The sequence below is a fragment of the Pseudoalteromonas xiamenensis genome (genome assembly GCF_030994125.1).
Taxonomy (GTDB): Bacteria; Pseudomonadota; Gammaproteobacteria; order Enterobacterales; family Alteromonadaceae; genus Pseudoalteromonas; species Pseudoalteromonas xiamenensis_B.
Genome location: NZ_CP099917.1, coordinates 2047975 through 2060850 on the forward strand (window position 1 = coordinate 2047975; position 12876 = coordinate 2060850).

Genomic DNA, 12876 nt, shown 5'->3' on the forward strand with positions numbered 1-12876 from the left:
GCCAAATCGTTATTAAACGAAAAAACGGTGCCTGAACACCGCTTTTTACCTTTACTTAGCTTGGACGGACAACTTTTACTGTTCGATAAAACACGCCTTTTGATACTGTTTATCTTCAATGTAGGCGCGTTTTTGCATTGCTTTCCAATGCATGGGGACTCCGTCACCCAGTTGGTCGAATACCTTTGCAGCCAACTGCGCATCTTTTCCAGCAAGCGCTAAACTGGCCAAAGAAAGCAACAAATAGACATTGTCCGATTGCGTTTTCAACGCGTGTTGCACTGCCTGTTGAAGCACCAACGAGCCCTCGCCACGCAAATGCAGTAGCGCACTCGCCAGTTGCTCGAACTGGCCTTTTTTAACCCACTTCTGCAACCGAGCTTCTTCTTTGCTAAGTTCACCCTTTGCGAGTTGTGATTGTACCCAAACCTCTTCAACGTGCTGTTGCACAGACTTAGGTAGTACGTTCCAAAGTAGCTCTCGTTCATGGGTTGATACTGATGTAAACCATTTTGCGACTTTCACTCGCCACAACGCTACGTCCATTGAGGCACGTTTGCTTAGCTTGACCAAGACTGGTTTAAGGTCGCTAAACGCACGCTGAGCAACCAGCGCTTCACCATATTGCATCAACATGTGCGTTGATGCCTGTTTGTCTTTTGCGAGTTTTGCTAACAGTGCAGTATTGTCACCATTCGGTTCAAGGCTCGCTTTTAGCGATACTGTGTGCTCGTTGGTCGGTAAAGCGTCTAACTGAGCACGCGCTTGTACCCACTGCTCTTGTTCCATTGATGCTTTTACTAGTGCCGCTTGTTTTAGGGTTTGCCACTCTTCAGAGACGGGTGCTTTACGCCAATGACGTTCAAGCGACTCCCAATCACCTTGCAACATCGCCCACAAGCCTTGTTCCAATACTTGCTGTTGACGACGATGACGGCGCCAAGACCAATGACGAGAAGGCGAAACGACTAATCGCCAAAGCCAACCCGCCACTCGTGCAAACAAATACAAGGAGACCATAGAGAGTAACGTCATAAACCCAAACGAAACCAGCGTCCCTTCTATTGTTGTTTGATTAAAAGAGATAAGCACATACCCTTTTTCATCCATCAACCAGTGTGATCCTGCGAGGACCAAGGCAAGAACAAGGAAATAAACCAGAACTCGGATCATTGTATGAGCCCCTCTATAACATCTGGCGTAACCAATTTAATCTGAGTGTCTGTCGTGATAGAAATGCCAGCCAGTCGCTCTAGCTCCACCGTCATCCCCTTAACAACAGCGGCATTGGTGTCGAAGTGGGTATTAAGGTGCTCAATCGCGCCATGCAACGCACTCTGGTAAACGGCTGTTTGCTGCTTCATAAGTGCGGTTTGCGCTTGCGTTAAATAAGCCTCAAACGCGGCCCGCAACAACCTTTGCTCACTGGCTGATAAAAGCGGCTCTGCGGTAATAGTTTCACGTTTGCGAATACGAATGAAATCCTCAGCAAATTTGTCCCATGAACGTTTCAAGTTTGCTTGCCAATCGTTCACATCTTCACTCAATACTACTTGTTCAACGGCATTTTCTTCCGGCAGTTTAAGCGTGAGTAGGGGTAATTCAGACGCTTGTTGCACTAACCCCATTAAGGTCACATAAGCAGTTTCGAGTGGCGGATTTTCTTGACCCCGGATAGTCACTAAATCTTGTGCTATCGCTGCCGAAATAACATGAGGTTCGGCAAAGTGAACCGCTAATTTATCTAAACGTGAAAGGAGTATTTCACTGGTTTGCCAATCGTGTTCCACAACTGCTTTAAAACGTAATAGATGGACCAAGTAAGCCGCTTCGCTTTTCGCGAATTGTTGTTGAGGCAGTGAGGCCACTTCTTTGACTTGTGCTAATGTGTCGCTCATCAACGATTGTTGAGCGCTCAACGTGCGACTCAACTGTTCATCAAAACCTGAGATTGCTTGGTTTAATTTGGCCAACTGCGCTTTTTGCGTTACAACCTGCTGTTGTAAAACGGCATTTTCCTGCTGCAATGCAGTAGCACGTTCATTCATCGCACTCAATTGTTGCTCACCATACCAAACTGCTGCAGCTCCAGCGCCGCCTAACATCATCGCGAGCGTTAATGCCAGAATACCAACTTTGCTTACTGGAATGCGTGTTTTCGCTCCCATTGCCGCTGAAGACGTTGTGTGTTGAGGTTGTTCGCTCATAGTGGATTCCTGAGTGTGATCCGGCTCAATGTGAACCGAGGTAAATTCCTTTGCTGTCTGCGTTGCTTTCTGGATTGGTGACAACGTACTCGCAGATGAGGTGTCTGGAGGAAGCCGCTCTGACTCCGTTTGCTCCAGTGCGCTAGTCAACTCTTGCTGTATAGCAAGCGCTTGGCGAGCAGACAAAATGGCTTTAAAAACGACTTCGTCTTGTGCACCATCCGTTACGATTACATCCCCTTGCACACGGTAGGTTTCCTGAAGGTGTAGCGCAATACGCTGACTTACAACAAAAAACGTACAACCTTTCAACCAGCTAAGTGCGTCTTCTTGGGTACTGTTGAAAATCGCATCCGCGGCAGCATTACTGGTGATCACTATACCGTCTATTTCGCTGCGCTTCCAGAGGTCCAACCACTCATCGGATTGAAGTTCGGCCGGTTTGCGCTCATAGACGGCAAGCTGATTAAGTAACGCACCTCGTGATTTGAGCGATTTAGCAAGGTCAGGCCGTCCACCTTGACCTTTAACGATCACAATTTGCTTCCCTGAAACGTCCGCTAGCACATTTAGTGCGAGCATCCCTTCGGTATCCTGTTGTTTTGGCACGAGCGCTTGCACGCCAAACGTGGTTTTAAGCACGCTTGCTGTACTGGTCCCAACCGCAACATATTGGGTGGACGCTGGCAGTGTGTCGCGCAATGTTGCCAACCCTTTTACTGCATCTTGAGAGATGAAAATAACAACGTCCGCTTCATCAATGACGGCTAATTGAGCTGGCGCTACATCAAGATAATCCAGTGCCAAGACGGGGGTATGGCTCACTTTAAATCCTGCTGCTTCCAAATTGAGAAACAGTTCGTTGCCTTTGTCAATTGGCCGAGTGATGAGCAGATGCTTCATAATGCGTTATTTTCCGTAGACGTCTGCAAGTATTTTATCTGCTCCCATCCCAAGCAGAGTTTCAGCAAGTTGTACGCCTAATGATTCTGCGTCGCTCTGTGCCCCTGTGATTTGAGCGGTCAGCATTTGGCTACCATCTACCGCACCAACCAAACCACGTAGCCACACTTGATCCTTTTCAAGCAAGGCATAAGCCCCTATTGGTACCTGACAGCCCCCTTCAAGACGACGATTCATCGCACGTTCTGCATTCACTCGAACGCGAGTTTCCGTATGCTCTAGTGGTGCGAGTAGCGCTTTTGTGCGCTCATCGTCGATTCGACATTCGATACCCACCGCACCCTGTCCATTTGCCGGTAATGACACTTCGGGTTCAATAAAAGCACGAATGCGTTCTGGCATTTCCAATCGGATTAGACCCGCCGCGGCTAAAATAATGGCGTCATATTCACCGGCATCCAATTTTGCCAAACGCGTGTTCACATTGCCGCGCAGGTCACGGATGTCTAAATCTGGACGAAGCGCACGAATTTGACATTGGCGGCGCAAACTTGACGTGCCCACAACCGCTCCTTGTGGCAGCTCAGCAAGTGCACTATAGGTATTTGATACAAACGCATCACGCGGATCTTCACGCTCACAAATGGTGTGTAATGCTAAGCCTTCAGGGAATTCGACAGGTACGTCTTTCATTGAATGTACCGCGATATCGGCACGGCCATCCAACATAGCTTGTTCTAATTCTTTAACAAACAGACCTTTACCACCTATTTTTGCCAGTGGCGTATCGAGAATCACATCACCTTGAGTGGTCATCGGTACAAGCTCAACGACAAGTCCAGGGTGGAACTTTTCTAATTGTGCTTTTACAAACTCAGCTTGCCACAGTGCCAAAGCACTTTTGCGAGTTGCAATACGAAGTGGTGCGTTATGTTCAGTCATGCTTTACCTTTAATCTTCAAATACCGCTATTAAGGTTGTGCGGCATGGATACGAAATTGTTTCTGTGCGATTAATTCGCCCGTTTCTTTGACGACATCAACCCGCCAGTCGCCTAATTGTTCTGGCAACACGTGTTTCAGTGAATAAGTACGAAAACGCGCTGCGGAAATAGACAATGGAATGTCCGCCATAATCACATCTTGAAAATACCAAACGTGGTGAATGGTTGTGCCTTGCAGCGCTTTCACTTCTGTAAAAAAATAGAGTTTGTCTGAAAACTGGCTGTTCGATACGTCCGTTTTAAGGACATCCACGGGTTCACGGTCAATAACACCGGTGGTAAGCACTGCACGTGACACCTTAGACGTGTCAATTTGCGCGCCTACAGCTAACGTGGCCACTGTCGCATCCGAAGAAAACTGTGCCGGATCGTTCACGTCAGTTGGCGAATCGGCTGATTCAATTTGGTTCGACGGTGTTTCATTACCATTGTCTATTGATACCAGAGAGGGTGCGGCAGGTTCTTCCCCTAATTCGTCTTGCAATACGTCGCTGGGTTCGCTCGTCGATGTATCTTCATCAAACACCGCTTTGTCGATGGTAACCACTTCCGTATTCGCCGTGTCATCTTCATCCGCTACGCTTACATTATCCAATTCGGCATCTTGTTCCAAGCTGTCCGACGCTTGCGCCAAATCCAATGCGGAATGTTGTGTTTCCACCCTGTTTTCCGGTGTTAATTCATCGGCATTAACCGATAGCAACAGCGCGTAACCACCGGCACCGATGAGCAATCCAAATGACAACAAAGCGGCCCAAATACGTCGCCAATGCCACTCATAACTCACCGCTTCAACAGGTGGTTGGCTGACGGCGACGTTTGTTTTTGTCCGAATGACCAACTTTTGTGTCATGCTGGTTTCCTCTAATTAGCCTAGGGTTGCGATGAGCCAGTTACGGATATCAGCGAGTTCATCGTAACAAACTTCATGCGCCATCGCATAGGTTGTCCACGACGGTGCGTAACCGCTTGTGATCAATGTGTCACGTGCTAACTCACCGGCAAATAATGGCACAACATTGTCTTTTTGACCGTGGGCCATAAAAATATTCAGCGACGCTTGCTGCTTTTCTTCATTCAGTTTGACAGGTACACACATGTAGGTCGACAGTGCCATCACCCCTGCCAAGGCATAAGGTAAACGGGGGGCGAGATGGAGTGTCACAACACCACCTTGCGAAAAGCCCGCTAAGACGATGCGATCCGGCGCAATACCTGATGCAATTTCTTGCTCAATTAACACTTGAACTTGTTCTGCTGATTCTCGCACACCTTGTTCATCGGCTCTTTTATCTAGATCAAGAGACTTAATGTCATACCAAGACGCCATGCGCATACCACCATTAATGGTCATCGGTCTTTCTGGCGCATGGGGAAAAATAAACCGAACTCCGAGCGACTCGGGAAGTTGCAATGCGTTTGCAACGGGTAAAAAACCATGACCAGAATCACCGAGGCCATGCAGCCAAATCACCGTAGCACGATGCTCGCCTTTCGCAGACGCTTCGACAAATGGCAGCATTTAGTTCGCAGTCCAGACAATAGCATCACCCGCTTGACGAGTCGCCGCGTCTGAAATGAACTGCCAGAACTCAGCACCAGAGCGGTTGTCAATCCACGTGTCACCGTGTAATTCAAAATGATGACCATTAAATTTTGTGGCAACCCACACTTGGTGTAAAGGAGGTTGTTTGTTGATCACAATTTTACTTTTGTCTGGGAAAATAACTTCGAGCAGGCCACTGTTTGTTTCATAATCCAGATCCACTTCACAGTCTTCAATTTGCTCTTCAAGCGCGAGTAGCATTGCATCAACCAATTCATGGTATTCGTGGTCAGTCATGATAGCGTTCCTTTGGGCTTTGGATTTTTACCAGTTTAACAGGAATAAAATTCACCTGTGAATAGCTGCTTTTTTCAGTAATTCTGTTACCCTGCGATTATAAGGGCATAGACTTTATTTATCTAATGAAAGCGAAGAAACTCACTGTATTTTGGGCTGCTATTTTGGCCGTTGGCACTCTTGTACTCACCGGCTGTGGTCAAAGCGGTGCTTTGTATTTACCAGAAAAAGCACCAACCACCAATGCTGAACCCTCAGCACCTTCCTCTGAACAGTCAAAGCAGAAGGACCGTTAAATGGACTATTTTCACTATCAAAATGATTCGTTGTTTGCTGAGGAAGTCTCGGTCAGTGATCTGGCGGCTCACTATGGCACCCCTTGCTACGTGTATTCACGTCGTACATTAGAAAGACACTACCACGCTTTCACTGATGCAGCTCAAGGCCACCCTCATTTGGTGTGTTATGCCGTCAAAGCCAATTCCAATATCGCCGTCCTAAATGTACTCGCTCGATTAGGTGCGGGCTTTGATATTGTGTCCAAAGGGGAGCTAACTCGGGTTTTGGCTGCCGGCGGTGATGCGAGCAAAGTCGTGTTTTCGGGCGTAGCAAAAACGGCTGATGAAATCGCGTTTGCACTTGAACAAGGCATCAAATGCTTCAACGTCGAATCGCCAGCAGAACTTGAGCGTATTAGCCAAGTCGCGACCTCTCTAGGTCTCATTGCACCGATTTCCATTCGTGTAAACCCTGACATCGACGCCAAAACGCACCCTTACATTTCAACGGGTTTGAAAGAAAATAAGTTTGGGATAGACATCAAACAGGCTTTTAATGTCTATCAACTCGCTTACGCGTTACCGGGTTTGGACGTTGTTGGCATTGATTTCCATATCGGCTCACAGCTAACCGAGATAGAACCCTTTTTGGCGGCAACAGACAAAGTGCTTGCGCTCATTGATACGCTTGCCACGGCCGGGATCACCTTAAAGCACATTGATATTGGTGGTGGCCTTGGCGTACCGTACAACCATGAAAAACCACCACACCCTAGCGCGTACGCAGCGGAAATTAAAGCACGCCTAGAAAAGTACCCCCATCTTCAACTTATCTTTGAACCAGGACGAGCCATTGCCGCCAATTCGGGGATTTTGCTGACCAAAGTTGAATTCATAAAACAAACCGCAGACAAATATTTCGCCATTGTGGATGCAGGCATGAACGACATGCTTCGTCCCGCACTATACAGTGCTTGGCAAGCGATTGTTCCCGCCGAAATCCGCCAAGATGTGGAAGAGCGAGAATATGACGTGGTTGGACCTGTATGCGAAACGGGCGATTTCATTGGCAAAAACAGACGTCTTGCGATTGCCGCCGGTGACTTACTAGTACAACGCAGTGCTGGCGCTTATGGGTTTAGCATGAGTTCAAACTATAACTCGCGTCCACGCGCGGCAGAAGTGATGGTCGATGGTCAGAACCATTACTTAGTACGTGAGCGTGAAAAGATTGAATCTCTTTGGCAAGGTGAACATTTACTGCCTTAAAAAAACGGCTGCAGCATCGCACAGGTTATGGCATGCTGTAGCCAGAAGTTGTGATTGTAACGGTTCCTATGTTAATTAATTTTTCTAAAATGCATGGTTTGGGCAACGACTTTATGGTCGTCGATAACGTCACCCAAAATGTATTTTTATCGCGTGACCAGATTAAGCGCTTGGCAGATCGCAATTTCGGGGTTGGGTTTGACCAACTGTTGCTTGTTGAACCTCCTTATTCACCTGAAATCGATTTTCATTACCGAATTTTCAATGCCGATGGTAATGAAGTTGAGCAATGCGGCAATGGAGCGCGTTGTTTTGCACGCTTTGTGCGAATGAAAGGCCTGACGAATAAACACAAAGTGTCGGTCTCCACAAAAGGTGGCAACATCACCCTATTTACCGAAAAAGATGGCCAAGTTACAGTTAATATGGGGCATCCACAATTCGACCCACAGCACATTCCGATGAAAGCGGGCAAACGTGAGAACACCTATATTTTCAGGCTACCAGAGCAAACTGTTTTCCTCAGTTCGGTTTCAATGGGTAATCCACATGCGGTATTGATTGTGGATGACGTAGAAAACGCGCCTGTACACGAACTTGGCCCAACGCTTGAATTGCACGAACGTTTTCCTGCCCGTGCAAACGTAGGTTTTATGCAAGTTATTAACGCAGAACACATTCGACTGCGTGTGTGGGAGCGCGGTGCGGGCGAGACACTTGCGTGCGGAACGGGGGCTTGCGCGGCTGCGGTAGTGGGCATGCTGCAAGGAAAATTAGAAAGCACTGTGCGTGTTGATTTACCTGGTGGCAGCTTACAGATCCGCTGGCTTGGTGAAGGGCATCCGGTAAAAATGACCGGTCCTGCGGAACACGTTTACGATGGACAAGTTGCGGTATGAATGAGCAGCCCTTAGATAAAAAAGTGGTCACCGAATTGCAAGAACATCAAGTGGCAGCTTATCTGAGCCGTCACCCTGACTTCTTTCGTCATCACCCCTATTTATTGCTCGAGCTCGAATTACACAGCGATGCGACAGGACTGCCCAATTTAGCATTGCAGCAACAACGATTGCTACGCGAGCAAACAACGGAACTCAAGACGCAAATCGCTCAACTTATCCGTTATGCCAAAGACAATGAACGAGTCTTTAAGCTGTTTAGCGAATGTCAGCGTGCCTTGTGGCAATGCCAATCGTTTGCACAGCTCAGTCAACTCGTGCAAACAAAGCTCTCTGAAGTGCCAACCATTTGCGGCTGTGAATTGCTCGAGTTTGAACTTCGTTTTACTGCCTTAGTCGCGAATCGCTTAAATCGCCGTGGCAATTATTTAGGTCGATTAAGCAAAGATGAGCAATCGTTGTTTTTCAATAAAGGTGACGCACAGTCAGTAGCGCTTTATTTACTTGGTGATCTCAAAGCCCCTAAAGCCATTTTAGCGTTAGCCAGCACCGATCCTGATCATTTTGCGCCCGACAACGACAATTTACTCATTAACGAGTTTTTACGCTCTCTCGAACAGCGTCTAACTGAGCTTGCATGAACCACACTGTCGAACTTACGGAACAATGGACTGCACCAATCGCCGCATTTATCCAATATGTTCAATACGAACGTCAGTACTCAAATCACACCCTCACACAATATCAACTCCAACTAAACCAAGCTGCAGCCTATTTTCATACGTTGTGCTCAGGGTGGCATAGCGTGACGCCGGAATTGGTGCGTCGATATAGCATGTCTTTGCGCGCGAAACAGCTAAATCCTCGTTCGATTAACGTCAAACTGAGTTGTATTCGCTCGTTGTATAAGTTTTTACAACGTCGCCAAGACGACATCAGTAACCCTGCTCAGGGTCTGAAGGGCCCAAAATTCCAAAAACCGTTACCAAAGAACTTAGACGTTGATCAAATGGCACAACTCCTCGAAATTCAAGAAGAGGACGAGTTAGCGCTTCGCGATAAAGCGATGATGGAGCTAATGTATTCTAGCGGTTTACGGATAAGCGAGTTGGTCAATGTGAATGTCCATGATATTCGTGATGGGGAAATTCGCGTTGTAGGTAAAGGCAGCAAAGAGCGTGTCGTACCTGTAGGCCGAAAAGCCCTTGAAGCAATTCAAGCTTGGATGCCGATTCGAGAGCATTTTATTCACCCTGGCGAGCTGGCACTGTTTGTCAGTAAACGAAAAACGCGTATTTCCGTTCGTCATGTTCGTGCCCGTATGAAAACTTGGGGGATCCGCCAAGGGATCAGTACCCCCATCCATCCACATAAACTTCGCCACTCTTTTGCAAGTCATGTCTTGGAATCAAGCGGAGATTTACGGGCAGTTCAAGAAATGCTTGGCCACAGCAGTTTATCTGCGACCCAAGTGTATACACACGTTGATTTTCAGCACTTAGCCAAAGTGTATGACAAAGCCCATCCGCGGGCGAAAAAACAAAAGAACGAGTCTTAAACAAGACTTTCTAGTTTGTGTATGCACAGCTTGAAGTTTCGACAGCGAAGCCTTAGGCTATGCTTAGCGTGCCGTTTATTTTCAATTTCTCTCTTGGAGTTCAGACCATTGAATTCTGATATTTTCTTTGGGTATTCTTATGCGATTTAACCGCGCCATCGGCAAAATACAAGCGCTCAGCTTTGACCTTGATGATACCTTGTACGACAACCGCCCTATTATCAAAGCAGCTATTCGGGCCATGCTCGATTACGTCGAACAGTTTCCTGAATGGCAGGAGCAAGGTGAACATTTTTGGCGTGACTGCCGCCGCGCGGCACTTGATAAAGATGACTCATTAGAAGGAGATGTCACCCGTTGGCGACACGTCGCTTTACAGTACGCCTTCACCGAATTGGGGTTTCCCGAAGAAGATGCTGTACGCCATGCTACGGGGGCTTTCAATGCGTTTATGACTGCGCGCTGCAATATTACGGTAAGTGAAGATGTACTGATTTTACTTAACAAACTTCGCCAGAAATATCCTCTTGTTGCTATCACTAATGGTAACGTCGACGTCGAACAATTTAATCTAAAAGGTTATTTCGATTTTGTTCTGCAAGCAGGTCGTGATGGAACAGCAAAACCTGCCAAAGCGATGTATTTAACGGCCTGTTCGCGTTTAAATATCGAGCCAAATGAGTTATTGCATATTGGTGACAGTTTAGATAGTGACGTGCAAGGTGCGAGACAAGCCGGTTGTGCCAGCCTATGGTTAGAAAATCAATTTGCTCCTTACTCCTTTAAAGGACTGGCAGATCTTGAAATTCAAGATATCCGTCAATTAGCCTTGTTCCTTTAACAAAGTGTAATCATCGTAACGGAAGAACCCATGCAGGGTTTCCGTTACGCAATCCCATTATTGGCTTATTAATTTCGCAGCAACTAATTTCTCATCTGCAATCTCGAAATGCCCAAACCAGCGAGATGATTCAAACTTTGCAATATCATTGACCACATCAAGCTTTTGCAATTCAGGTAGTGATGCTAAATCACTCTGGTAATGCCATTGTTTAAAGCGCCAAGGTTTTTGCTTCTCAAGTAGCGTTTCAAAGGCTGCCAACTCGACGTTATGATTTGGCAGCGGCTCTATCAGTTGCACGCGGCTATACTGTTTTTCATTCCAAAGCTCCACAATCTGATTGCATCCCGTTAGATATTTTGTCTTTAATTTTTGGTCTACAAAGCGAATGGTGTGGTAATTAATGACGTCAACTTCTTTATTATCCATTGGTAGACAACTGAGCGACTCGGGCATGGTATCCGTGAACACATCCCCAACAGCAATGCCCGCTATTTTCTCCAGATACTCATGAGTGGATTTTTTATATCGCACTAAGTCTAAATGCATGCCCGCTTCCATCGCCTGTTTCTTAAGCCCTTGTGATAATGGTTCAGATAGGGATACCGTTTGATTTTGAAGCTTCAGATCAACTTGATTTTGTTGTTCAAAGAATTCGACTTCATTACTCAGCGTCAACGGTAGAAGATGATGAGCATATTGATAGCCGACCAATTGTTCATTTTTGAAAAACAACGCGAGCTTTCTACCCACCATTGCAATCGTTTTACCTTTGGTCAGCGGCCAATATACGCTAGGGCGACCCACCTGCGTCATAAAATCGCTAAACGAGCTGCCTATTTTAAGACCTAAAATTGAATTTTCTGTCATCATGACCTGTTCTGGCGCAATGGTGTTTATTTTCAGTTGCGCATGTTGATTAGACACCACATTGGTTGACCGACGTTTACTCGCCGCCGCCAAATCGTAATTCAGTTTAATGCTTGGTACGCCCAGCGACACAACGGTCAAAATAGCCAAGTTGCCTCTGTCCACTTTAAGCCCATCTGAACAGGATTCAACGGGCATAAATTCCGCACCAAACTCATAACGATTCACGTATTTTCCATAAAACGCTTCGGTCATTGGTTGTCGATACATGTGCATCTTTTTTATCACGACGTTTGCGTGTTCTGGGTAGTTTTTCTCTAGTTCATCGAGCACGAGTAGCTTAACGTGGTCTAAATTTTTATTATTTTCATACCTGTTTTGGGGATAGTATCGCAGCCTTTTGTGTTTCGTGATTCGAATAATGGGCTGTTCAAGTTCGGTACATTCACTTCCTTTAGCCCAGACCTCCGTGGAGTTTGCGTTTGGAATGGAGAAGTACCACCACGCCATTACAACGATAAAAAATGTGTATTTCATCAACAGTCCTTTGTTCGTTTACATTTGTACCGATAAATAAAATAGACCAACATTGACGAGCGGTCAATTTTTGACCGTCACATCTGTGACTAACAGTAAAATGCAAAGATCAATGTGCAGTAGGATGGAGGTTTTATTCGACAAATCACAATGAATAACCTCCAGCTTCTTGAGCGAGTAAGCGTGATAAATGTGCAGCCTCAATGCAAGGTGGTCGCTGCAGAGTGCTCTTTATATCCGTGCACAAGGCACACACTGCTGATGTCACCACCTTGAAGTAGCACATTTAGATTTTTGCTAGCATAACTAAATCAATATAAATGATTTTGCCCAAATGACACTTCCAGCACATTTTGCTCTTTTCGTACGGGTTGTCCTATCATTTCGTCATACGCGCTTTCGTGCCTAAGCACCATCGTTAAATAATTTAACCCATCAAATCGCTTTTGAACTTCAAGTGGATTCAATGCTTTTAGAAATTCTCCATTGGCTTCTTTAACAAAATATTCAACGTGATTGATCAACACACTGACTTGATATAGTGCCAAATCACGAGAATGCACGACGACCTTTTGTAAAGGTTGATGATGAACTAATTCGGAAAACGCGATTCCAGCCATGAGGGTTTCTCCTGTACTTTTGATGATAATACGTACAGCACACGTGGA

General features: G+C 46.2%; 14 protein-coding genes. 6 read left to right on the top strand and 8 right to left on the bottom strand.

Translation table 11 applies throughout. The features are described from left to right. Positions 1-75 precede the first annotated feature (75 nt). Genes NI389_RS09520 through cyaY form a run of 6 tightly spaced genes read right to left on the bottom strand, consistent with a single transcriptional unit; the run spans position 76 to position 5956 of the window. A complete protein-coding gene (locus tag NI389_RS09520; RefSeq protein ID WP_308359541.1) occupies positions 76-1173 on the bottom strand; it encodes a heme biosynthesis HemY N-terminal domain-containing protein in 1098 nt (365 codons plus the stop codon). After that, complete coding sequence (locus tag NI389_RS09525; RefSeq protein ID WP_308359542.1) at positions 1170-3110, bottom strand: uroporphyrinogen-III C-methyltransferase; 1941 nt, start codon at positions 3108-3110, stop codon at positions 1170-1172. Before NI389_RS09525 ends, NI389_RS09520 begins: the two co-directional genes overlap by 4 nt. A gap of 6 nt (positions 3111-3116) precedes the next feature. After that, the gene (gene hemC / locus NI389_RS09530) at positions 3117-4052 is read right to left on the bottom strand and encodes a hydroxymethylbilane synthase (protein ID WP_308359544.1); all 936 of its coding nucleotides are present in this window, start codon (positions 4050-4052) and stop codon (positions 3117-3119) included. Between the two features lie 29 nt (positions 4053-4081). After that, positions 4082-4966 carry a DUF2914 domain-containing protein gene (locus NI389_RS09535; protein WP_308359546.1) on the bottom strand — a complete coding sequence of 295 codons (885 nt, stop codon included), beginning with the start codon at positions 4964-4966 and terminating at the stop codon, positions 4082-4084. A 15-nt stretch (positions 4967-4981) separates the two neighbouring features. Then, the gene (locus NI389_RS09540; protein ID WP_308359548.1) at positions 4982-5635 is read right to left on the bottom strand and encodes an alpha/beta hydrolase; all 654 of its coding nucleotides are present in this window, start codon (positions 5633-5635) and stop codon (positions 4982-4984) included. Continuing rightward, positions 5636-5956: an iron donor protein CyaY gene (gene cyaY, locus NI389_RS09545; protein WP_308359550.1), complete on the bottom strand. Its 321-nt coding sequence runs from the start codon at positions 5954-5956 to the stop codon at positions 5636-5638. A 125-nt stretch (positions 5957-6081) separates the two neighbouring features. Between cyaY and lptM the strand changes: the two genes are divergently transcribed. From lptM to NI389_RS09575, 6 genes are all read left to right on the top strand, one after another. Next, entirely contained in the window at positions 6082-6252 is a 171-nt protein-coding gene (lptM, locus tag NI389_RS09550; protein WP_308359552.1) for an LPS translocon maturation chaperone LptM, read from the top strand. Further along, the gene (gene lysA / locus NI389_RS09555) at positions 6253-7503 is read left to right on the top strand and encodes a diaminopimelate decarboxylase (protein WP_308359554.1); all 1251 of its coding nucleotides are present in this window, start codon (positions 6253-6255) and stop codon (positions 7501-7503) included. It begins immediately after the preceding gene. A gap of 68 nt (positions 7504-7571) precedes the next feature. Beyond that, on the top strand, positions 7572-8402 hold the full coding sequence (gene dapF, locus NI389_RS09560) for a diaminopimelate epimerase (RefSeq protein ID WP_308359556.1): 831 nt from the start codon (positions 7572-7574) through the stop codon (positions 8400-8402). Beyond that, the gene (locus tag NI389_RS09565; protein ID WP_308359557.1) at positions 8399-9043 is read left to right on the top strand and encodes a DUF484 family protein; all 645 of its coding nucleotides are present in this window, start codon (positions 8399-8401) and stop codon (positions 9041-9043) included. The genes dapF and NI389_RS09565 overlap by 4 nt, the downstream gene beginning before the upstream one ends. Continuing rightward, positions 9040-9960 carry a tyrosine recombinase XerC gene (xerC, locus tag NI389_RS09570; RefSeq protein WP_308359559.1) on the top strand — a complete coding sequence of 307 codons (921 nt, stop codon included), beginning with the start codon at positions 9040-9042 and terminating at the stop codon, positions 9958-9960. The genes NI389_RS09565 and xerC overlap by 4 nt, the downstream gene beginning before the upstream one ends. 139 nt (positions 9961-10099) lie before the next feature. Further along, the gene (locus NI389_RS09575; RefSeq protein WP_308359561.1) at positions 10100-10801 is read left to right on the top strand and encodes an HAD-IA family hydrolase; all 702 of its coding nucleotides are present in this window, start codon (positions 10100-10102) and stop codon (positions 10799-10801) included. Positions 10802-10858: 57 nt separating this feature from the next. Here NI389_RS09575 and NI389_RS09580 read toward each other — a convergent pair whose 3' ends face one another. Together NI389_RS09580 and NI389_RS09585 are read right to left on the bottom strand one after the other, a co-directional pair. Then, entirely contained in the window at positions 10859-12208 is a 1350-nt protein-coding gene (locus tag NI389_RS09580) for a hypothetical protein (RefSeq protein WP_308359562.1), read from the bottom strand. A 311-nt stretch (positions 12209-12519) separates the two neighbouring features. Beyond that, positions 12520-12828, bottom strand: a complete 309-nt coding sequence (locus NI389_RS09585; protein WP_308359563.1) for a DUF6482 family protein — start codon at positions 12826-12828, stop codon at positions 12520-12522. Positions 12829-12876: the final 48 nt, after the last annotated feature.